The organism is Sphingopyxis yananensis (assembly GCF_020687785.1).
Classification (GTDB): domain Bacteria; phylum Pseudomonadota; class Alphaproteobacteria; order Sphingomonadales; family Sphingomonadaceae; genus Sphingopyxis; species Sphingopyxis yananensis.
Window position 1 is genome coordinate 314,035 of record NZ_JAJEWI010000010.1, and the last position, 21,115, is coordinate 335,149.

Consider the following 21,115-nt stretch of genomic DNA (forward strand, 5'->3'; position numbering starts at 1 on the left):
AAAAACCGCCCTTGGATGGCCTGTGCCATATCGGCCCTGATTTTGGGGTTGGTGGCTGGTTGCAGCAAGGGCGGAGATGATCCGGCGGGGACGGCCGATGGTTGGCAAATCCCCGCTGGAACCTATCGCAGCATCTCCAAGGCCCAAACGGGCTTTGAAGTGCATTTAAGCGAAGGGGATAAAAGCCCCGTTGCGGCTTTGTCGCTATGCCGCCCTGATTGCGCCGCCCCCATTCATTCCGCTGTGATGCGGGGATTGAATGGGGTTAGCTTTTCCCTGTCCGATGCGGGGCATATGGTCGATGTGACCCTGACCCCCGCTAGTATGACCGAGATCATGCTGGCCGCCGATTGGGGCAAGGGGTTGGAAAGCGTGACGCTTCGCCGCGTGGACGACAGCGGCCGCCATGGCGCCGCGTCCGCCGATAGCAGCGCGGCCGTTAGTCGGTAACAGGCTGCCGTCGTTGATCCGGCCCAAGCTTGGTTTAATCGGGTCGGTTTAATCGACGCCCTTGGCTTTGCCCCATGCGCGGGCCGCCGTATAACCCAAATATCCCGTGCCAAATAGGGCATAAAGGGGTTCGGGGATGCCCGCCAAATAGGCGTTCATGCCGCGCGCAATGCCGTCCGCCATGTCGGGCCGCGCCGCCGCGATCAGGCCCATTGGGATGGCCCACAGCAGCAGGGTGTACATGACATAAAGGAAGCTGGGCCGTGCGCGGCTGGTCCAAGGGTCGTTGCTATTAGCCTCTGCGATGATGGCGGCCATTTGCGTTTTCAGCGCCTCCATTTCCTGCGACCCTTCCAGTTTCAGCAGTTCCAGCTTTGCTCTGTCGCGGGCGTCGGGATCGGGGATGATTTTGTCGATCAATTTGGCAATGGGGCCAATGATACCGTCGAGAATAGACATAAAAATTCCCTGTTTTCAAAATGTGTTGGATCGGAAGTTTATGAAGTTGCGGCTATAAGGCGCGCGGGGAGAGCGGGAGACTGAACCGGTCACCCGAAAGGGGGCCTTAGCTGTGCAGGGGGCCGATGCGGTTGGCGAGCCAGCCATAGAGGAAAGCCTCTTGGGATGGGCGGCGTTCGGCCAGTGCGATATAGCGTTCCCCCTGCAACGCCTCCATGGCGCGCAGCAGAACGGTCTCACCGGATTTGCCGCGCGCCGCCAAATAGCCGTCGAGGGCGGAAAGGGTGCGCGCGCCGATATGCTGGTCGACCGCTATGTCCGGATAGTCGCGTGCACAGCGGTTAAGGGCGTTTAGGGCCCGTTGAAGAAAACCGCTGGCCGTCGCGGTGCCCATGTTGACGCCTGTGTCGAACAATTCGGCGGCGATGGACGCGGCGCGTAGAGCGACACGGTCAAAGGCTGGTTTTTGCCAATAAATACGGGTGTATATGTTGACGGCTAAGCTGCGCGGTAATTCGCGCATATCGCCCTGATACCCCTCGGCGCGGGCGACGGATTGGGTGATGCCCCAACAAGTGGGGCCGCCGCGATCCGATGGGTGGTTTACATAACGGCCTTCCCGTTCAATGATGGCGTCAACCAACGCATCAAGATCGAAGTTGGAGTAAGATGATGGGGTCATATTGCTTCCTTTGGTTCGTTTTGTTAATTTAACGAACCATATTGGAACAATGTAGGAAAGAGGATTTTATGCGGGCTTTGCAGGTTCATGCGTTGGAACCAGATTTTGCTGGCGTGCGGCTGAGCGATGTTGATGTTCCGCAGCCGCAGGCGGGCGAGGTGCGGGTGAAGGTGGCTGCGGCCGCCGTGAATTTTCCCGACCTGTTGATGACGCGCGGTGCGTATCAGTTGAAACCGCCATTGCCCTTTACCCAAGGGCTGGAGTTTTCAGGGATTGTCGATGCTGTGGGGCCGAATGTGACCACATGGCGCGTGGGCGATGAGGTGATGGGCGGCAATGCACAGGGGCATGGTGCGATGGCGGAATATGCCATTGGGCAGGCGCTGAAAATGCGGCGTAAACCCAGCGGACTGAACTGGGAAGAGGCGTCGGCTTATGCGGTGACCTATGTGTCGGCCTATGTCGGTTTGATGCAATGCGCCAAAGTGCAACCGGGCGAATGGGTGTTGGTGCATGGAGCGGCTGGCGGCGTCGGGTTGGCGGCGGTGGATATGGCCAAAGCGCTGGGCGCGCGGGTGATCGCGGCGGCCAGCACCGAAGAAAAGCGGCAAGCGATTGCGCGCATCTATGCGCCCGACGCGGTGATTTCGTCGGAGGCGGGATTTCGCGAAGAGGTGAAGCGCATTACGGGCGGCGCGGGGGCCGATGTGATTTTTGATCCGGTGGGCGGCGATATATTTGACGAGTCGACGCGCAGCATTGCCTTTGGTGGGCGGTTGCTGGTGGTGGGCTTTACGTCCGGACGGATCGCCACCATGGCAACCAACATAGCGTTAATAAAAGGATTTTCGGTGATGGGTGTGCGGGCGGGGGAATATTGCCGCCGCTTTCCGGACCGTGGGCAGCTATGTTATTCGGCGATTGATCGCATGGCGGAGGCGGGCGTGATCCGGCCCCATATCGACCGTGTGTTGGACTTGGCGGATTGGCGCGAAGGATATGAATTGCTGGATCAGCGCAAAGTTGTGGGCAAAGTGGTGCTGCGCCCATGATGACGCGGCACTTTAGCTGATGCGTGGAACAGAGATTTAGCGCAGCAGCGTCCAGAGCGGGTTTTCCGGATCTGACAACAGCTTGGCGGTGAGCGCCAAGGACATGATGACGAGCAGCGGGCGGACGCCTTTGCCGCCATAACGGATGGCGAGGCGAGTGCCGATTTGCGCGCCGACCACATTGGCGGCGGCCATCGTAAAGCCCAAAGCCCAAAGCATATGGCCACCCAAGGCGAGCATCACCAGCGCCGCGATATTGGTCGTGAGATTGAGCAATTTGGTACCCGCAATGGCGCGGACCAAGCCGAAACCGCCCAAGGCCACCAAGGCAAGGGTGAGGAAAGAGCCGGTGCCTGGGCCAAAAAAGCCATCATAAAAGCCAATGGCGCTGATCAACAGGGTGAGCGGTAGGGTGGAGAGTTTGGCAGCGCGGTCAGCCTCGCTCATGGATGGGGCAAGGAGGAAGTAAAGCGCCATCAATATGAGCAAGATAGGAACGATAGCGGCCAAGAAGCTGCTGTCGATGACTTGCACCGCCAAGGCCCCAGCCGTGGAACCGAGCAAGGCACCGGCGACGGGCCAAGCGAAGCGTTTTACCTCGACATGGCCGCCGCGCCAAAAGGTATAGAAGCTAGAAGCCGTACCAATGGCGCTCTGCAATTTGTTGGTCGCAAGCGCGACGACGGGCGGCATCCCCGTGGACATGAGCGCGGGAATGGTGAGCAGGCCCCCACCGCCAGCCATGGCGTCAATCGTGCCCGCGAGGAAGGCAATGCCGAGAAGGAAGGCGATGGTTTCGGGGGTGAAGGTCATGGGGCTGTTATACGGAAATCAAACCGATACAGTAGGGGGCTTCGCAGCTATTTTTCGATCCGCCTATCCACGGGTGCAGGTGGTGATTTGTTGCCATGTTGGGGTAATGGGCGGGTCATCGATCCAGCGGAAGCAAGCTTTCGCTATTTCTGATTGGCGCAGCAATATTCTGTTTTTAAACGCGCGAGAATGGCGGACGCGAAAACTGGATGCCGACCATCTCGACTTATCGGCCATATGAAACGCCGCGCAGGGTGTAAGTTGGCTACGCGTGCTTTCTTCGTCACTGGCACGCTGGGATGCTGATTTGATGAAGATGCTTAGCGTGGGATTTGGAATTGCAAGGTGACAGATCGTTCGCAGAGATGCGGTCCGATCTGAGATTAAATTTTGCTGGTAGAAGATAAATTGGTCGGGACGATAGGATTCGAACCTACGACCCCCACACCCCCAGTGTGATGCGCTACCAGGCTGCGCTACGTCCCGACCGTGCCCATCTGCTGGGCAGGCGTCGCCATTAGGCTGGATTTTTTGGGGATGCAACAGATGTTTTCAAAAAATTGCATTTCTTTCAGCAGCTAGCTTGATCGTCGCTGGCAAGTGCCCATTTTTTAGGCGGCTGTCCGTTGCCTTATGTGGCGGTTTGCCGCGCAGCCTGTTGTTGCGCGGCTTCTTCCTGCATGGTAGGCGGCGGACCATGTTTTTTGCTCTTTCTTGCAAGGGAAAGAGCACGCTTATGAACGGAAAGATTCTCGTACATGTCGATGCAATTGCTTTTGAGCCAAGCAGCGGGAGCCTCTGGCGGGGCCGGTGGTTTCCTTATGCTGGTTCCTTATCTGCTGATTTTCGTAGTCTTTTGGTTCTTTTTGATCCGTCCGCAGTCTGTTCGTATGAAAGAGCATCGGGCCAAGGTTGCTGCCGTCAAGGTGCGTGATCAAGTGGTGACGGGCGGCGGTATTGTCGGCAAAGTGACCCGCGTAGACGATGATTTTGTCGATGTGGAAATTGCACAAGGCGTGAAGATCAAGGTTGTCAAATCGACCTTGGCCGATGTTGTTCAGCCCGGCGGAACCCCCGCTAATGACTGATTTGCCACGTCCGCTTTGCGGCGGACGGGCCCAGCCAGACGGGATTTATAGATGTTAGATTTCCCCCGTTGGAAAAGCATCGGCATCAGTTTGATTTTGCTGCTTGGTGTTTTATTTTCCATTCCCACTTTTCTGCCGGAGCAGACACGGTCTGCTTTGCCGTCTTTCATGCAAGCCAAGGTCAACCTTGGGCTTGACCTTGCGGGCGGTAGCCATTTGCTGTTGGAAGCCGATCTGAACGATCTGCGCAAAACCCAGCTTGATAATATGGAAAAGACCGTGCGGACCGCAATGCGCGGTGAAACCGGCGCGGCTGACGATATTGCGATTGGCGAATTGTCGACCAATGGCGGAAAAGTAAGCTTTTTGGTACGCGACCGCGCGCAGGTGGATGCCGCACGCGAACGTATGTTGAAGGAAACCCAAGGTGCGGGCCTGAGCGGCCAGCGCGATTGGGACATTAGTGTGGTTGATACCACGCGCATGGTGTTGACGCCAACATCGGCGGGTCAGGCGCAAGCCGTGGCCCATGCGATGGATACGGCGCGCGACATTATTGACCGCCGTATCAACGAATTGGGCACGCGCGAACCGACGATCATTCGCGAAGGCAATGACCGTGTGGTGGTTCAGGTGCCCGGCCTGCAAGACCCAGCGGAATTGAAAGAGTTGATCGGCAAGACCGCCCGCTTGGAATTCCGCATGGTGGACGCCACCGCGGACCCCAATGAAGCGATGGCGGGCCGTGTGCCAGTCGGCAGTGAAATTGTTCCATATGGCGAAGGTGAAGGCAATGGCGCGGCGTTTGAAGTGCTGCGCCGTCAGGTGATGATCAGCGGTGATCAGTTGATCAGCGCCCAGCAAAGCTATGAACAGCAGTCGAACCAGCCGGTGGTCAGCATTCGCTTTGACAGCCAAGGCGCTGCGACCTTTGCAAAGGTGACAGCGGCGGCCGTCGGTCAGCGTTTTGCTATGGTGTTGGACGGCAAGGTGTTGTCGGCTCCGTCGATCAATGAACCGATTTTGGGCGGCAGCGCACAGATTTCGGGCAATTTCACGGTCGCCAGCGCCAATGCTTTGTCGATTTCGCTGCGGTCGGGTGCTTTGCCGGTGAAGATGGAGGTCGTTGAAGAACGCACCGTGACGCCGGAGCTGGGCCAAGATTCGATTGAGCGCGGGGCGATTGCCGGCATTATTGCCACGGTTGCCGTATTGACGTTGATGCTGGTGGTCTATGGCCGCTTTGGTGTTTATGCCAACATCGCGCTGATCTTTAACGTGTTTTTGATCATTGCGACTATGGCGGCGTTCAACGCCACGCTGACTTTGCCCGGTATTGCCGGTTTCGTGCTGACCATTGGCGCGGCGGTGGATGCCAACGTGCTGATTAACGAGCGAATACGCGAAGAATTGGCGCGGGGACGCAAAGCGTTTCAGGCGGTGGAATTGGGTTATACCGAAGCTAGCCGCGCGATTTTCGACGCCAATATCACCAACGTGATTGCGGCGGCGTTGATGTTCTGGTTCGGGTCCGGTCCGATCAAGGGCTTTGCGGTGGTGTTGACCATCGGCATCGTCACCAGCGTTTTCACCGCTGTTACCGTCACCCGTATGCTTGTCGCGCATTGGCTGCGTAGCAAGCGTCCGACCACGATCCATTTGTAAGGAGGGAATGAGATGCGATTGCTGAAACTCGTCCCTGACAATACCAATCTCGACTTTTTGAGATGGCGCAAATTGGCGTCGTTCATGAGCATGTTTCTGGTTATTCTGTCCATTGTGCTGGTTGGCGTAAAGGGACTGAATCTGGGCATTGACTTTGTGGGCGGTCAGTCGGTGCGCGTCGAATTCACTGGCACTATGCCAGAGATTGACGAAATCCGTGACAAAGTGGGTGACCTTGGCTTGGGTGATGCGACCATCCAGCAATTTGGTTCGGACAAGGCTGTGTCCATTCGAACCGCTTTGCCAGATGGCGGCAAGGAAGTGGCCGAACAGGCAGGGCGCAAATTGGTGTCCGGCATTGAAGCGGCCTTTCCCAATGCCAAGGCTGGATCGGTGGAAACCGTTTCGGGTAAGGTGTCCGATGAGTTGATCACCACCGGTGCGTTGAGCCTTGGGCTGGCGATGCTGGGGATCTCCATCTACATCTGGATGCGCTTTGAGTGGCAATTTGGTGTGGGTGCGATGGGACGTTTGTTCCACGAAGTCGCTCTGACATTCGGCTTTTTTGCCGTGACGCAAATTCAATTTGATTTGAACTCGGTTGCCGCCTTGCTGACCATTGTGGGTTATTCGCTGAACGACACGATTGTGGTCTATGACCGTATTCGTGAAAATCTGAAGAAATACCGCAAGATGGACATCATCCCCTTGCTGAACCTGAGCTTGAACGAGACATTGTCGCGCACCGTGATGACGACCGTGGCGATGTTCTTGGCGTTGGGTGTCTTGCTCTTTATGGGGCCCGATGTGATCTTTGGTTTCACGGCGGCTATGTTGTTCGGTATTTTCGTTGGCAGCTATTCGTCGGTGCTGATGTCGACGCCGGTCTTGGTGTGGTTGAAGGTTGGCCCGCACAGCTTTGTGCCGCGCACCAGCGCGTCGCAGCAGGGCGGCGAACGCGTCACAGCCCGCGAGGATGATGGCGCAGCGGTGTAAGCCGATACGCAAACAAAAAAGGGCGGGAAGGCAGATGCTTTCCTGCCCTTTTTTATGGGCTATTTCTTATAGCGAACGGATCAGGCGCGTGGCGATCGCGGCCCAAGGCGGGTTGGTGACAACCTGTTGCCGTTGACCCGTGCCCAAGGGCAAGAGATGGAGTTTTTCACCGTCGACATTGATGAGGCGGGCAAAAATGAAACGGCCAGCCGGACGCGGCACCAGCATGTCGCGGTTGAGCGCGCTGGTCCAATCCCCCTCTATGCGGCGGCACCAGATTTCGTCGCCTGTGCGATAATCGCCAATGGAGGAGGTGACGCGCACGGCCAGCATATCTTCGGTTGGGCGTGCCGTAATGGCTTGTTCGACGCGGGTGGGGGCCTGCGTCCCCTCTGCGCTGAGGAGGGCGGTGATGGTGAGCGCGCTGTCTTGGGGCAAGCGGACCAGTTCGGCGCTGTCGACGCCCAAGGCGGCGGCGATGCGGTTCATCCATGCGAGCGACAAGGAGCGTGTGCCCGTTTCCAACCGGCCTATGGTTTGGGCGGTGGTGGGGGGATCGCAACGCAAAGCGACATCCTCAAGCGTCATATTTTTCGAGCGGCGGACGGCCCTGATGCTGTTGATCATGAAGGATGCTCCGGTAAAATATGCAATATTGGATTAACCAAATAGGTTTTTCCTTTCCTACAAAACTCCCGACTGTCAAGGGTGATTCCCAAGCTTTTTGGCGAAAGGCGACAAAGATGAGGCAAGAAAAGCGCGAATGGGCGGAGCGGACACATCCCGATGATGTGGCGCAAATAAATCCAAACTCGGTGTCCGATGGGTCGGGTCAGGGTGCGGACAGGGCCATGCGCGGGCGGACGGTGCGGGTGAATGTGCGGGAAAATGTGCTGGATTGGTTGGCGGCACGCGGCATGGTGAGCGCGGCGCAGCAGCGCGCGGGCGAGCGCCTACGCATGGATTATGAACGGGCCGGGCTGCGCGCCAATGTGACGATGAATTGGGACGCCGTGCCGGTTGCCAAATCGCGCAGCGGGGCGCGCGCGGGGGATGCTTCCTTGGCGCGGATCGACGCGCACCGGCGCTTTCATGCGGCCTTGGACGCGGTGGGGCCAGGGCTGGGCGATATTTGTTGGCGCGTGATTTGCGGCGGCGAGGGGATTAGCGGTGCAGAGAAAGAACTGGGCTGGCCCGCACGGTCGGGCAAGCTGGTGTTGGGGATGGCGCTGGATCGGTTGGCGCGATTTTATGGGACTTAAGAGGCTGGGGGAAGTGATCGAAAGCGCGGTGAATATGCTGGAAATGCGGATCGGGGGGCTACCTATGATCCGGGTCACGATACAGCCGATGTTCAGATGCTAGGCAGCAGGCTGATGAAAATTCAAAGGAGGATTTCATGGGTCTTGGCAAAAAATTGATGGGTTTGAGCGCGGCGGCGTTGATGGTGGTGGGCGCAGGGCCCGTGTCCGCGCAGCACGCGGTGCCTTTGACCGAAGCCTTGTTGAACCATAGCTGGGTTGTCGTGGATTTTCCCGGACGGACGGACCGAGTGGGCGTCGATGGACCTGTGACCTTTGAACGGGATGGCCGGAACCGTGTTGTGGGGCAGTCGCCATGCAATGAAGGGTGGATGGGCAAGTTGGAGGTGAATTTGCCTGCGATCACCATTTCGGATGTCGAATCCTTTTATGACCAAACTTGCCCGTTGGTGCGTGAGAATATTAGCTTCCTGAACAATTTGGAACTGGTGCGTTCTGCGCGGACGGGACCAGAGGGGCTGGAATTGCTGTCGGCCAGTGGCAAGCGTTTGTTCTTGCTGGTTGCTGGCGGATAGTGGCAGGCTTGCCCCTGCGCGCCGCGATGAATGGCAAGATGCTGGACATTGCTGATGTGGTTTGGGGCCTAAGTCTTGGCACTTTAAAGATATTATGACACATTCGCGCACAATATCGTGGGCTGAAGGAGTGCGAAGGTGGCGCGAGCATGTGTTGGGGTTTTGGTCGCTGTGGGCCTTTCTTTGCCGATGGCGGGTATCGCCAAGGAGAAGGAGCCGCAACGCCTATCCCCTTCCTCTCCGTGGAACGTGCATTATGCAGATGATAGCTGCCGTTTTGGCCGGAGTTTTGGCGAGGGCGATCAGCGGATCATGTTCAGTGCGGCGCGCTATGATGATGGGGATGATCTGCGGATCAGTTTTTATGGTAAGTCACTGAAGAAAAATGTTGATGGTGAGTTGCGTGTGCGAATTCACCCGCATGATCATGTGAAAAAACTGATGTTTTATCCCGCCACTGGCAGCAATGATTTACCAGCGTTGGTGTTGACTCCATCCGTCCGCTTGTATGACACGGAGGAGGCCGATAAGCGCCGCACCGACGCCTTTGCGGCAGACGGTAGTAATTACCAATCGCCACCGGTGACGCCAGAACAGGAAGCCGCCATTACGGGATGGGAATTGAGCGGGAAATTCATGCCGCATGTGGTTTTGGAAACAGGATCTATGGGGGCTGTGATGGCGACGGTGCGGCAGTGCACCGATCAATTGCTGGGTGAATGGGGGCTGGACGTGGCCCGCCATAAAAGCCTGAGTGCGCGGGCGCAGCCGATTACAAGCCCCGCGAGCTGGATGACAAATGACGATTATCCCCGACATCTGGCGGAGCGCGGGGTGCGAGGGATTGTGAATTTTCGGCTGATGATTGATGCGGACGGCGGGGTGACGGCCTGTCATATTCAGCAATCGACCCGACCGGCGGAATTTGATGAAGCGGCCTGTAAGGGGTTGATGCTCAGGGCTAAGTTTAAACCTGCGCTGGATGCTGATGGCCAGCCGATGCCGTCCTTTTACCGAAATAGCGTTCGTTTTATGATGTAGGAATAGGGTTTAGCTCGTGGTGAGCGGGGCTGTGGAGGACGCAGATGCGATGATGGCGTCGATGTCTGCTGCGGCGTCCTGCTGTTCATAGACGTGGTGGTAAATGTCGGTGATCCATGTGTGGAGGTCAGCGTGGGTGATGGACGGCGTCGGGCCGTTGGGGTGGATGAACAGGTCCATCAGGGGCGGTATGCCGGCGCTGACTTGCGGCATGCGATAGGGGGTGTTTTCAAATCTCTCGCAGCCCAAGCGGCGGTAAAAATTTTGGCGGCGGCGGGACATGGCGTCTGGCGCGTCGCTGGGCGGGATGGCGTCCACTTCGATGAGGAGCGGCGTGTTTTGCGTTGCCGAGAGTGCGGCTTGGACGAGTTTTGCACCAATGCCTTGGCCGCGTGCGGCGTGGTCGGTGGCGAGATATTCTAGCAAGTTGAACGGGTAAGCGGCGGAGCGGTAGAGGCTGGCGAAGCCGAGCAGTTGTCCAGAGGCGCTATGCGCGCCAAGCGTGAGATAATCGGCGCGGATGAGGCTGTGGCGGATGATATCATCCGCTTTACGTTCCTCTGGGGCCAAAGCCTCGGTGTAGATGGCCAGCAGTTCGGCGGCGTCATCCGCGCCGAGGGGAGCGATGCGGATGGCGGAGTGGGGGGTGGATTGGGTCACTTGTCTGCTTTCTACGGCGGCGGCGAGAAATATAGGGGTTTAACCCAAGGCCTCGACCATCTCGGCGAGTTCCAGCCAGCGGTCTTCGGCGCTTTCTTTTTCGGCGCGTAGCTTGTCGAGCAAGGCGGTGAGTTCGTTGAACCGTTTATTGTTTTTGGTAAACAAATTGCCATCGGACAGTTCCATTTCCGCCTTGGCCATTTGGGCTTCGATATCTTCGACGCGTTTGGGCAGCAGTTCATAGTCGCGCTGGTCCTTGTAGCTCAGCTTTTTCTTTTGCTGCGGTGGGGACGGCGGGGGTGTTGCGCCGCCGCTGTTACTTTTGGCTTTGCTCGTCGTGGGTTTGATGCGCTTGGCTTTCCAATCGGCATAGCCGCCAGCGACGATATCGACTTTGCCTGTGCCGTCGAGGCCCAGCGTGACGGTGACGGTGCGGTCGAGGAAGTCGCGGTCGTGGCTGACGATCAGCACGGTTCCGGCATAATCTGCGATGACTTCTTGTAGCAGGTCGAGCGTTTCCAAATCGAGGTCGTTGGTGGGTTCGTCGAGAACCAGCAGATTGGATTCGCGGGCGAATTCGCGGGCCAGCAACAGGCGTGAGCGTTCGCCGCCCGACAAGGCACCGACATTGGCTTCGAGGACGCCGGGGTCGAACAGAAAGTCTTTGAGATAGCCTTGGATATGTTTGCGTACCCCGCGCACATCAATCCAATCGCCGCCATCCGCGAGGATGTCGCGGACGGTTTTTTCGGGGCTGAGCAGGCTGCGCTGCTGGTCGATGATGATGCCATCCAATGTGGGGGCGAGGGTGACTTTGCCGCTGTCGGGCTGGATTTCGCCTGTCAGCAACTTGAGCAAAGTGGATTTGCCCGCGCCGTTGGAGCCGACGATGCCGATGCGATCGCCGCGTTGGACGCGAAAATCGAAATCTTTGATGATCGTGCGGCCATTGAAGGCGATGTTGATATTTTCCGCCGTGATGACGGATTTTGAGCGCGCATCATCATTGGCGAGGCCGAGTTTGGCGGTGCCTTGTTGGCCGATCATCGCGGCGCGGGTGGCGCGCATTTCCTTGAGCTTTTCGAGGCGGCCTTGGTTGCGCTTGCGGCGCGCCGTGACGCCGCGAACGAGCCAATTTTCTTCTTGGCGCATCCGGCTGTCGAGGCGCTGAGCGGCGCGGGCTTCGTCGGCGGCGACTTGCTCGGTCCATTCCTCGAACCCGCCGAAGCCAATTTCTTTGCGGCGGATTTGGCCGCGATCCAGCCACACGGTTTGGCGCGTGAGGCGGGTGAGGAAGGTTCGGTCGTGGCTGATGGTGATGAACGCGCCATTATAACGCTGGAGCCAGCTTTCGATCCAATCAATGGCGGCGAGATCGAGGTGGTTGGTCGGTTCGTCGAGCAGCAGCACGTCGGGATTTTGCGCAAGGGCGCGGGCGATGGCGGCACGGCGGCGTTCACCGCCCGATGCGCTGGCGGCTTCGCGCGACATATCAATGCCGAGTTGGTCGGCGATGGCTTCGACTTCATGGGCCTCGGGGGGCATGTCGCCGCCGATGGCGAAGTCCATTAGCGTCTGATAGCCGGAGAAATCCGGTTCTTGTTCCAGTATCACGACATGGGTGCCGGGGACGATGACGCGCTTGCCTTTGTCGGCGTCAATTTGCCCTGCCAGCAAACGAAGCAGCGTGGTTTTTCCCGCGCCATTGCGGCCAATCAGCGCGAGGCGGTCGCGGGGGTGGATATAGATGTTGAGATCTTGAAAGAGCCAACCACTGCCTTGGACAAGGCCGAGGCCTTCATATGATAAAACTGGTGCTGCCATGATGAACGCTGCGCTACCGACCTGTTCAGCATCATGCAAGGGTGCATCATCATAAGGCGGGAACGAGATGTCTGCGTCTGCATATTAGCGAGTAGTGATTTAACAGACACAGCATGGGGTGCGCCCCCTTTTGATGGAGCAAGTGATGAACAAGTGGATGATGGCCGCGTTGGTAGCAGGGACGGCTATGGCAGCACAAACACCCGCCATGGCGCAACAAACAAGGGGCGCAGCGATGATGCAAAGCGAACAGCAACCACTGGTATCCTTTAGTGTGAGTGAAGAAGTGCGATCGCGCCCAGATGTTGCGGGTGTCGGCGCTGGCGTAGAAGTCACCGCCCCGACTGCCGTCGAGGCGATGCGCCAAAATGCAGCGGCGATGGATAAGTTGATCGCAGCGGTAAAGGCGGCGGGTATTAAGGCCGAAGATATTCGCACCACGGGCATCAATCTGTCGTCGCAATATGATTATAGCAATCGTCAAGACGGCCAGCCCCCGCGCTTTGTCGGCTATCAGGTCAGCAATAATGTGCAGGTGACGACGACGAAGATCGACGAAATTGGCGCTTTGTTGGACCGTTTGGTGGCCGCCGGTGGGACCAATGTCAGTGGCCCATGGTTCAGCGTGAAGGACGCAGAAGCACAGACGGCGAGCATTCGCGGCAAGGTGATGGCGGCTGGTAAGGCAAAGGCCGAAGATTATGCGCGCTTGGCGGGGTATCGCAGCGTGGAATTGGTGTCGGTGAGCGAGGGCGGCGGCTATGTGCCATCGCCGCGTATGGAAATGGTCAAAATGGCCGCGCCAGCCGATGCCAATTCCACGCCCGTTGAACCGGGCCAAGTCGGCAATAGCCTGAGCTTGAACTTTACCTATCGTTTGGTGAAATAAGCTGGGCTTAGGAATATAAAGGTTTGAAAAATAAGGCGGCGTAGATGAGCATTCTATGCCGCCTTATTTATATGCTTTTTACGTCGGGTTGGGTAGGCTGGCACGGTCGGCATCATTCGTCCGTCAACATGCCATTTGCCCACGCAAAGGGGCGTTCGCGAAACCATTTGGTGATGATATATTTTGCGCCTTTGCGAACCTTCATGCCGTGGTGGATGCTGTCTGGGTTGGGTACACCATCCGGTGTGATATTGTTCCATGCCAGCAATTTTCCGGTTTCCGGCTGGAAGCTTTTTTTGACATTGGTGAAGCGTGTTGCACCGCCAGCCTCTGGTTCGTTGAGGTAAATCATCATTGTCCATGTTCGCTGGCCATGGATGGCGCAATGTTCCGCAAAGCCAGTTCCGTTGACATCGAAATAGTCCGTATGCGCCTTAAATTGTTCCCCGACAAAATAGCGTTGACCTTGTAGGGGTTCGCCAAACATCTGTGGAATGCCTGCTGCGGCATGAAGATAGGCGTTGAGCGACCGCACCACAGCATCATTATGGTCCATGTTGCAGGTCGAACTGGTGCGAAAGGCTTCGTCGCCATTGGGGTCCACGATCGTGGAGGGGATGGCATTGTCGTCAATCATCTTGATCAGCCAGTCGCACATGTCCTGATCGAGGAAGTTCGACAGCGAAAATAATTCCAATGTTGCAAAGGGGGAGCGCCGAATATTGGGCACGCGCGACAGGCACTGGGCTGTTTGATCAGCAGAGGACAGGGCCATATGAACATAGGGATTTGCGGTCATGCGAGGATGGTAAAGAAGCTTTGTTAAAAACATATAAAAATCTTGTGCATTCAATGCTTGACGAATGATCGGTCCCCGCTTATTGCCCGCCTCGCTGACGCAGAGACTGCCCAGCAAGAAATGTGGCGACCGTAGCTCAGTTGGTTAGAGCGCCGGTTTGTGGTACCGGAGGTCGGGGGTTCGAGCCCCCTCGGTCGCCCCATTTATCAAATCTCCTGATTGAAAATATAGACCTTATCTTCGGCCTGATCGTTGTGGGTATGTTTCGAGATGCGCGCCGAGGCGGGTCGTTTGAGCGGGCGACCATGCGGGCGGCGCTTTGTCTTGCGCGTAAAAAATGCCCATGACGCGGCCATGAGCATTTTGGATGACGTCAAGGGCTGTTTTGCAAGGCGCCTTGGCGTTCGAATCAACCCAAAATTTCTTCTTCGCCAGCACGCCAGATGCGGTAGCGCACTTCAACATCGCTGGGGGCATAGATCACCACCGGCAGCTTACTGTTATAGCGGATCAGCGGTTGGTTGGGGCTGGTCACAAAGGCCGAGTGGTGGTCGGATTTGATGCATCCCATCAAGGTCGATGCGGCCTGACCCAAATCCTTGAGGACATAATAATTATAGCCCCAACCTTCGGCGGTGCGTTCCTCGATTTGGCCGCCAAAGCGATGCTGGTTGCAGTCCACATCCATCGTGCGGCCAACGATGATTTCCACCTTGGCTTGGTTTTCATCGGCCAGTTGGGGGAGCCTAATCACATGGCGCGTTTGACCTTTTTCTGCGGCCGGATAAGGGCGCATGTTCAAGGCTTCCTCGCTGGTCGAGCCATGAGCTTCGGGGTGGGCGGCTTGTTGCTGTGCGATGGCAGGCGCGCCGACCACGGCCATGGCACCCAAGGCGACGGCCAGAAATTGATGTTTACGCATGATGGCTCCGTTCAAAAAATTTGATGTGTTTTTAATGCGGAGAAAATGGCCCTAATATGAATTTGTTCCGAGGCTGTTGTTCAGGAAGCCGTTGCGGAATGAACCTGCTGGCACGGCGTGCGACTTGCGACGCAGTTTGTAATTTGTCCTGAAATACAGGTGTTTGTACAAGGATATCGGGCGGTATGATAAAAAATTTCGGACCAGATCATTCTGTTAATGACATGGACGACCTGTTTTATTATTACGACATTATGAAATTTTGTATCAAGAGGTGAGTCATGGCAGCAGTGTGGGATTTTGCTGATTTTGACGATCATGAGCATGTGCATATGTTTACCGATCGTGCGTCTGGATTGAAGGCGGTGGTCGCGGTGCACAGTAGCCATATGGGCCCTGCGGCGGGTGGGGCGCGTTTTTGGCATTATGCTCACAAAGCTGACGCCATCACCGACGCTTTGCGCTTGTCGCGCGGGATGAGTTATAAAAATGCTATGGCCGGATTGCCGCTGGGCGGCGGAAAAGCCGTCATATTGGCGGATGCCAATGGGCGAAAGTCGCCAGAGATGTTGCGGGCCTTTGGCCGCGCTGTGCAGTCGCTGGGCGGTCAATATGTGACAGCCGAGGATGTTGGAATCTCGCTGCCGGATATGGTGACCATTGGGCAGGAAACCCGCTTTGTGTGCGGTTTGCCAGTCGAAAATGGCGCGGCGGGCGGCGACCCAGGCCCATTTACGGCGCTGGGCACCTATTTGGGTATCAAGGCCGCCATCCAACAATATTTCGGCTATGATCGCGCCAAAGATGTGCGCGTGGCTGTTCAGGGCGTGGGAAGTGTGGGCGGCAATGTGGCGCGCCGCTTGGCCGCAGAAGGCGCGATTTTGACATTGGCCGACGCCAATGTGGACCGTGCAAAGGCGCTGGCGGATGAATTGGGGGCCGAAGTTGCGGATGCACAGGCGATTTTAACGCAGGACGCAGATGTGTTGAGCCCCAATGCACTGGGCGCGGTGTTGAACGTGAACAGCATCGACCAGCTTCGCGTGCCGATCGTGGCCGGCGCGGCCAATAATCAATTGGCAACCCCCGAAGATGGTCAGCGTCTTCATGATCGCGGCATTATTTTTGCGCCCGATTATGTGATTAATGCAGGCGGCATTATCAATGTCGGGCTGGAATATCTGGGGCAAGGGAGCCGCGAGGAAGTGGAAGCCAGAATCGGACAAATACCAGAGCGATTGGTAGAGATTTGGACCGAAAGCCAAGCCAGCGGGCGACCGGCATCCGTGGTGGCAGACCATATGGCGCAGGCGATGATTGGCCGCGCATAGCCTGCAAGCCTATCGCTTGATGGGCGGGGCGGAAAAGGGTGTGGTGGCCAAATGGGGCGCGGCACCCTTTTTCGTTGGGCAGTTGTTGAGTGCTGCTTTCATTGGGGTTCGATATGGGGCTGGCGTGATGCAGATTTTCCGGCCATTCTGGACGGAATGAAACGCCATTTATATTTTGTCGGGGGATGGACCGCGTTGGGACTGGGGGCGATTGGGGCGGTATTGCCCTTGCTGCCGACAGTGCCTTTCATCATTTTAGCGGCTTTTTGCTTTGCGCGGTCATCACGAAAATTGGAAATATGGCTGGTGGAGCATCCGCAATTTGGGCCGCATATTACCGCATGGCGGGAAAAAGGGGCGATTAGCAAAAAGGGCAAGAGGGCGGCGCTTTTAACTTATGTTATCAGCATGTTGGTGGCCGTTATTTTTACACCTTGGCCATGGGTTTTGATTGCGGTGGCCGCCATATTGATCAGTGGAACATGGCTGATGACGCGGCCGGAGTCATGATCTGGGAATATGGTATAAGATGTTGATATAATATGATGAAAAATCATATTTGACGAGCTGTGATGCAAAGCACTGGACCCGCAAGGGTGGCTGTTCTAGACCGCAAATCAATGCACGCTTATGCCAATCCTACTCGTTTTCTGGCGATTGCCAGACCGCTGACGCCGTGGTTGACCGGCCTTGGCTTGCTGTTGATTTTGATCGGTTGTGTTGCTGGGCTGACGATGGTGCCCGGCGATTATAAGCAAGGCGAAACAGCCCGTATCCTATATGTGCATGTGCCTGCTGCTTGGCTAGGCATGGGCGGTTGGACCAGTTTGGCCATTGCGGGTCTGGTGCAACTGGTTTGGCGTCACCCTTTGTCGGGCATTGCGGCGCGGGCCGTGGCTGTGCCGGGGATGATGTTCACGGCATTATGCCTGATCACCGGTTCCATTTGGGGAAAACCAACATGGGGAACATGGTGGGAATGGGACGGACGCATGACGTCGATGCTGGTTTTGCTGTTTCTTTATGCGGGTTTCATTGCGCTGACGGCGGGTGAGGATGCGCAGCGGGGCGGCGGATCATTGTCGCGCGGGGCGGCCATCTATGCGGTGGTCGGCGCGGTTAACATCCCGATCATTAACCGCAGTGTGGTGTGGTGGAACAGCTTGCACCAAGGACCGAGCATCACGCTGGGCGGCAGCAGCATTGATGGCGCATTGTTGTGGCCGTTGGGATTGACTTTATTGGGCTTTTCCTTGCTATTTGGGGCGATTGTTTTGATGCGGATGCGCGCAATCATTGCCGAAAACCGCGTGGCTGCACGGATGCGCCGCTTGGCCGACGAGGAGGGGTGAGCCGATGGACGGGGTGATTACAGGCAGCGGCCAGTGGAGCTATGTGGCGGCGGCCTATGCGATGACGGCCTTGGTTTCGGCTTTGGTCTTGTGGCGGAGTTGGCGCGCGATGCGGACGGCGGAGGCGCGCAGTGATGCGCTTCGCAAAGAACAGCGCGGCGGGCGCTTGGTGATATAAGACCATGAAAGCAAAGCATCAGCGATTGATTTTAGCGGCTTTGGCCGTGGTGGGCGTGGCGGGCGCCGGTGTGCTGGGTGCCAGCGCCTTACGCGACGAAGCGGCCTATTTTCGTACGCCCGCCGAGGTGAAGGGCGGTGCGGCGGTGACGGGTGAAGCGATGCGTTTGGGCGGCATGGTTCAGGCGGGCAGCATCAAGCGCTTACCGGATGGTGTGACCATCCGCTTTGTTGCGACCGACGGCAAAGCCGATTTGCCGGTGGAATTTACCGGCATTGTGCCCGACTTGTTCGCCGAGGAATCGGGTATGGTGGCGGATGGGCGGATGCGCGCCGACGGTGTGTTTGTGGCCGACCGTATTTTGGCCAAGCATGACGAACGCTATATGCCGCCGCAAATGGGTGACATGCCAGAGGGTGCTGGGAAAGCAGCGCCCAAAGCGTGATGGAAATAAACACCCTTATTTAAGGGGGTTGGCAGTATGGGCTGTTGTGCAATCTAGGGATATAGGGCGAAATGGAATGATCCGTAGGCTTGGGGGACAGCGTTTGATGCGCGGAAGGACGGATCGATGATTGCCGAATTGGGTTTGGCGATGCTGTGGATCGCGGCGGCGCTGGCTTGCCTGTCGCTGATTGCAGGCGCGCTGTTTTTGCGAAGCGGCAAAGCGGAACTTGCCGCCGTTATTCGCCCTGCTGCCGTGGCGATGGGGGCGTTGACCAGCCTGTCATTCCTATTCCTGATCTGGCTGTTTGTGCGGTCTGATATGTCGGTGGAATTGGTGGCGCGCAACAGCAACAGCCTGAAGCCGATGATTTTCAAAATTGCGGGCACGTGGGGCAACCATGAAGGGTCGATGCTGTTGTGGCTGGCGATCCTATGTTTGTCGGGCGCGTTGGTGGCGATTTTTGAGAAGCGTTTGCGCGAAGATACATTGATCGCGACCCTGACCGCGCAAGCCGCACTGAGCCTTGGTTTCTTTGCCTTTTTGCTGTTTTCGTCCAATCCATTCAATCGTTTGCCTGTGGCTCCGCCGGACGGGCAGGGGCTGAACCCCTTGTTGCAAGACATTGGTTTGGCCTTCCATCCGCCGACGCTTTATGTCGGCTATGTAGGGTTGTCGGTGGCGTTCAGCTTTGCGGTGGGCGCGCTGATTACCCGCGAAGTGGGGCCAGCCTTTGCGCGGGCGATGCGGCCTTGGGTGCTGGGAAGCTGGATTTTCCTGACGCTGGGCATCACGGCGGGTAGTTACTGGGCTTATTATGAATTGGGCTGGGGTGGTTGGTGGTTCTGGGACCCCGTGGAAAATGTGTCGCTGGTGCCATGGTTGGCGGGTGCGGCCTTGCTGCACAGCGTCAGCGTGACAGCGACCCGCAATGCCTTGCGCGCATGGACCGTGATGCTGGCCGTGATTGGTTTTTCCATGTCGATGGTCGGCACCTTCATTGTGCGGTCGGGTTTGCTGACCAGCGTGCATAGCTTTGCGGTCGACCCGCAGCGCGGGGCGTTTTTGCTGGTGCTGATGGCCATTTATATTGGCGGCGCGCTGACGCTGTTCGCGTTGCGGGCGGGCGCAGTGGCTGAGGGCAAGAAATTTGCGTTGATGAGCCGCGAAGGGTCGTTGGTTATCAACAATTTGTTGCTGACTACCATTTTGGCGCTGGTGTTGCTGGGCACGCTTTACCCGATTGTGGCCGAGGCGATGGGCGAGAAAATCTCTGTCGGCCCGCCTTATTATAACCGTGTCGCGGGGCCGATTGCTTTGGTGCTGTGCGTGGTGATGGTGATGGGGCCGCTGCTGAATTGGCGGCGTGATGATGGCAAAAAATTATGGGGCCGATTGCCGCTGGGCATTTTAGCCGGTGCGGTGATTTTGTTCGGCCTGGTGCTGTTTGGCGGATCTGTGGGCATTTTGCCGTTGCTGGGCATGACCGTGGCGGCCTTTGTCGCCGTGCTGAGCTTGGCGCCCTTGTGGGGCCGCAATTTGCGCCGCACACCCTTGCCGACATGGGGCATGGTGGTGGCGCATTTTGGCGTGGCTATTTGCTTGGCGGGTATGGGCGCGGAAACCGCCTTCATTAAGGAAAAGCTGGTCGCGGCCAGTCCCGGTGATGTGGTGAAAGTGGGCCAATATCGCGTTGAATTTGCTGGTGTGTCGCCCGTGGCCGGACCCAATTATACCGCGCTGAAAGCCAGACTGGTGGCGGTGACGCCCAGCGGCGAGCGTTATGTGATGTATCCAGAATCGCGCATGTTCCCCGGCTTGATGGGCACATCGCCGACCGAGACGAATGAAGCGGCGTTGCTGACTCGGCCGGGCGGGCAACTATATGCCGTGCTGGGTGTGCCGGTGCCGTCGGCAGATGGAGCGCCCGACCGCTATCAATTGCGCTTGTGGTGGAAGCCGCTGGTGTGGTGGATTTGGCTGGGCGGCGGTTTGATCGCGCTGGGTGGTTTCTTGTCATTGGTTGGCCGTGCGCAATTTTTGACAGTGTGGCGCGCGCGCCGTGCACGCAAGGCAGAGGAGCGGTTCGCGTGAAGAAAAGCTGGATACTCTTTTTGCCATTGGCGATTATGGGGTTGTTATTTGGTGGCTTTATCTATCGCCTGACGACGCCTGCGGACACGATGATCCAGTCGCAATGGATCGACAAGCCGATGCCCTTGTTTGACTTGCCGCCCGCCGCCGATGGGGTGGAAGGGTTGAAAAGCAGCCAATTGGCCGATGGTCAGCCGCGACTGGTCAATATCTTTGCGAGCTGGTGCATCCCATGCCGCGCGGAGGCCCCGCAGTTGGAGGCTTTGGCCCGTGCAGGGGTGCGGATTGACGGCATTGCCGTGCGCGACCGCCCGCAAGATGTGGCCGATTTCTTTCGGGAATATGGTAATCCTTTTGAGCGGGTTGGCAGCGATATGCAAAGCAGCGTGCAAATTGCGCTGGGGTCGTCGGGGGTTCCCGAAACCTTTATCATTGATGGCAAGGGCATTATTCGTGAACAGCATCAGGGCGTGATTTTGGACCATCATGTGCCCGAAATATTGGCCAAGCTGGAGGCCCTGAAGTGAGTAGGGTGGCA

The 21,115-nt window shown here is 57.4% G+C and carries 25 protein-coding genes and 2 tRNA genes; 18 read left to right on the forward strand and 9 right to left on the reverse strand.

Annotated features, from left to right (window positions below; genetic code table 11):
- Positions 1-15 precede the first annotated feature (15 nt).
- The gene (locus LKO31_RS12985) at positions 16-450 is read left to right on the forward strand and encodes a hypothetical protein (RefSeq protein WP_227690981.1); all 435 of its coding nucleotides are present in this window, start codon (positions 16-18) and stop codon (positions 448-450) included.
- Between the two features lie 48 nt (positions 451-498).
- Here the strand turns inward: LKO31_RS12985 and LKO31_RS12990 are convergent, their stop codons facing one another.
- On the reverse strand, positions 499-909 hold the full coding sequence (locus LKO31_RS12990) for a holin family protein (RefSeq protein WP_227690982.1): 411 nt from the start codon (positions 907-909) through the stop codon (positions 499-501).
- 106 nt (positions 910-1,015) lie between these two features.
- Positions 1,016-1,591 (reverse strand): glycoside hydrolase family 108 protein, encoded by a 576-nt coding sequence (locus LKO31_RS12995; protein WP_227690983.1) that lies wholly within the window; start codon positions 1,589-1,591, stop codon positions 1,016-1,018.
- Between the two features lie 68 nt (positions 1,592-1,659).
- Here LKO31_RS12995 and LKO31_RS13000 point away from each other — a divergent pair, with 68 nt between their 5' ends.
- Entirely contained in the window at positions 1,660-2,643 is a 984-nt protein-coding gene (locus LKO31_RS13000) for an NADPH:quinone oxidoreductase family protein (protein WP_227690984.1), read from the forward strand.
- Between the two features lie 36 nt (positions 2,644-2,679).
- On the opposite strand, the gene LKO31_RS13005 is transcribed toward LKO31_RS13000, so the two are convergent.
- On the reverse strand, positions 2,680-3,456 hold the full coding sequence (locus tag LKO31_RS13005; protein ID WP_227690985.1) for a TSUP family transporter: 777 nt from the start codon (positions 3,454-3,456) through the stop codon (positions 2,680-2,682).
- A gap of 409 nt (positions 3,457-3,865) precedes the next feature.
- A tRNA-Pro gene (locus LKO31_RS13010) sits at positions 3,866-3,942 on the reverse strand.
- A 272-nt stretch (positions 3,943-4,214) separates the two neighbouring features.
- On the opposite strand from LKO31_RS13010, the gene yajC reads away from it, so the two are divergent.
- From yajC to secF, 3 genes are read left to right on the forward strand one after another with little or no spacing between them, the layout of a single operon-like run.
- Complete coding sequence (gene yajC / locus LKO31_RS13015; RefSeq protein ID WP_227690986.1) at positions 4,215-4,544, forward strand: preprotein translocase subunit YajC; 330 nt, start codon at positions 4,215-4,217, stop codon at positions 4,542-4,544.
- 51 nt (positions 4,545-4,595) lie between these two features.
- Positions 4,596-6,209 (forward strand): protein translocase subunit SecD, encoded by a 1,614-nt coding sequence (gene secD / locus LKO31_RS13020; protein WP_227690987.1) that lies wholly within the window; start codon positions 4,596-4,598, stop codon positions 6,207-6,209.
- 12 nt (positions 6,210-6,221) lie between these two features.
- Positions 6,222-7,205 (forward strand): protein translocase subunit SecF, encoded by a 984-nt coding sequence (gene secF, locus LKO31_RS13025; protein WP_227690988.1) that lies wholly within the window; start codon positions 6,222-6,224, stop codon positions 7,203-7,205.
- Between the two features lie 66 nt (positions 7,206-7,271).
- Here secF and LKO31_RS13030 read toward each other — a convergent pair whose 3' ends face one another.
- Positions 7,272-7,832, reverse strand: a complete 561-nt coding sequence (locus LKO31_RS13030; protein WP_227690989.1) for a helix-turn-helix domain-containing protein — start codon at positions 7,830-7,832, stop codon at positions 7,272-7,274.
- Between the two features lie 116 nt (positions 7,833-7,948).
- On the opposite strand from LKO31_RS13030, the gene LKO31_RS13035 reads away from it, so the two are divergent.
- The 3 genes from LKO31_RS13035 (at position 7,949) to LKO31_RS15130 (ending at position 10,083) form a co-directional block, all read left to right on the forward strand.
- Positions 7,949-8,467: a DUF6456 domain-containing protein gene (locus LKO31_RS13035; RefSeq protein WP_320443501.1), complete on the forward strand. Its 519-nt coding sequence runs from the start codon at positions 7,949-7,951 to the stop codon at positions 8,465-8,467.
- A gap of 137 nt (positions 8,468-8,604) precedes the next feature.
- Positions 8,605-9,042 (forward strand): META domain-containing protein, encoded by a 438-nt coding sequence (locus tag LKO31_RS13040; protein WP_227690990.1) that lies wholly within the window; start codon positions 8,605-8,607, stop codon positions 9,040-9,042.
- 138 nt (positions 9,043-9,180) lie between these two features.
- Positions 9,181-10,083: an energy transducer TonB gene (locus tag LKO31_RS15130; RefSeq protein ID WP_227690991.1), complete on the forward strand. Its 903-nt coding sequence runs from the start codon at positions 9,181-9,183 to the stop codon at positions 10,081-10,083.
- Positions 10,084-10,092: 9 nt separating this feature from the next.
- Here the strand turns inward: LKO31_RS15130 and LKO31_RS13050 are convergent, their stop codons facing one another.
- Together LKO31_RS13050 and LKO31_RS13055 are read right to left on the reverse strand one after the other, a co-directional pair.
- The gene (locus LKO31_RS13050; RefSeq protein WP_227690992.1) at positions 10,093-10,743 is read right to left on the reverse strand and encodes a GNAT family N-acetyltransferase; all 651 of its coding nucleotides are present in this window, start codon (positions 10,741-10,743) and stop codon (positions 10,093-10,095) included.
- Positions 10,744-10,782: 39 nt separating this feature from the next.
- A complete protein-coding gene (locus tag LKO31_RS13055; RefSeq protein WP_227690993.1) occupies positions 10,783-12,567 on the reverse strand; it encodes an ABC-F family ATP-binding cassette domain-containing protein in 1,785 nt (594 codons plus the stop codon).
- A gap of 145 nt (positions 12,568-12,712) precedes the next feature.
- On the opposite strand from LKO31_RS13055, the gene LKO31_RS13060 reads away from it, so the two are divergent.
- On the forward strand, positions 12,713-13,456 hold the full coding sequence (locus LKO31_RS13060) for an SIMPL domain-containing protein (RefSeq protein ID WP_227690994.1): 744 nt from the start codon (positions 12,713-12,715) through the stop codon (positions 13,454-13,456).
- A 112-nt stretch (positions 13,457-13,568) separates the two neighbouring features.
- On the opposite strand, the gene LKO31_RS13065 is transcribed toward LKO31_RS13060, so the two are convergent.
- Positions 13,569-14,255: a 2OG-Fe(II) oxygenase gene (locus LKO31_RS13065; RefSeq protein ID WP_227690995.1), complete on the reverse strand. Its 687-nt coding sequence runs from the start codon at positions 14,253-14,255 to the stop codon at positions 13,569-13,571.
- Between the two features lie 125 nt (positions 14,256-14,380).
- Here LKO31_RS13065 and LKO31_RS13070 point away from each other — a divergent pair.
- Positions 14,381-14,457 (forward strand) — tRNA-His (locus LKO31_RS13070).
- Positions 14,458-14,664: 207 nt separating this feature from the next.
- Here LKO31_RS13070 and eco read toward each other — a convergent pair.
- Positions 14,665-15,177 (reverse strand): serine protease inhibitor ecotin, encoded by a 513-nt coding sequence (gene eco, locus LKO31_RS13075; RefSeq protein WP_227690996.1) that lies wholly within the window; start codon positions 15,175-15,177, stop codon positions 14,665-14,667.
- A 281-nt stretch (positions 15,178-15,458) separates the two neighbouring features.
- Here eco and LKO31_RS13080 point away from each other — a divergent pair, with 281 nt between their 5' ends.
- From LKO31_RS13080 to LKO31_RS13115, 8 genes are all read left to right on the forward strand, one after another.
- Entirely contained in the window at positions 15,459-16,508 is a 1,050-nt protein-coding gene (locus LKO31_RS13080) for a Glu/Leu/Phe/Val family dehydrogenase (protein ID WP_227690997.1), read from the forward strand.
- Positions 16,495-16,668: a hypothetical protein gene (locus LKO31_RS13085; protein ID WP_227690998.1), complete on the forward strand. Its 174-nt coding sequence runs from the start codon at positions 16,495-16,497 to the stop codon at positions 16,666-16,668. Before LKO31_RS13080 ends, LKO31_RS13085 begins: the two co-directional genes overlap by 14 nt.
- Entirely contained in the window at positions 16,665-17,018 is a 354-nt protein-coding gene (locus LKO31_RS13090) for a YbaN family protein (RefSeq protein WP_227690999.1), read from the forward strand. The genes LKO31_RS13085 and LKO31_RS13090 overlap by 4 nt, the downstream gene beginning before the upstream one ends.
- Before the next feature lie 110 nt (positions 17,019-17,128).
- Positions 17,129-17,860 (forward strand): heme ABC transporter permease CcmC, encoded by a 732-nt coding sequence (gene ccmC, locus LKO31_RS13095; RefSeq protein WP_227691250.1) that lies wholly within the window; start codon positions 17,129-17,131, stop codon positions 17,858-17,860.
- A 4-nt stretch (positions 17,861-17,864) separates the two neighbouring features.
- On the forward strand, positions 17,865-18,038 hold the full coding sequence (locus tag LKO31_RS13100) for a hypothetical protein (RefSeq protein ID WP_227691000.1): 174 nt from the start codon (positions 17,865-17,867) through the stop codon (positions 18,036-18,038).
- 4 nt (positions 18,039-18,042) lie between these two features.
- Positions 18,043-18,483, forward strand: a complete 441-nt coding sequence (gene ccmE / locus LKO31_RS13105; protein WP_227691001.1) for a cytochrome c maturation protein CcmE — start codon at positions 18,043-18,045, stop codon at positions 18,481-18,483.
- A gap of 126 nt (positions 18,484-18,609) precedes the next feature.
- Complete coding sequence (locus LKO31_RS13110; RefSeq protein ID WP_227691002.1) at positions 18,610-20,577, forward strand: heme lyase CcmF/NrfE family subunit; 1,968 nt, start codon at positions 18,610-18,612, stop codon at positions 20,575-20,577.
- Positions 20,574-21,104: a DsbE family thiol:disulfide interchange protein gene (locus LKO31_RS13115; protein ID WP_227691003.1), complete on the forward strand. Its 531-nt coding sequence runs from the start codon at positions 20,574-20,576 to the stop codon at positions 21,102-21,104. Before LKO31_RS13110 ends, LKO31_RS13115 begins: the two co-directional genes overlap by 4 nt.
- Positions 21,105-21,115 lie beyond the last annotated feature (11 nt).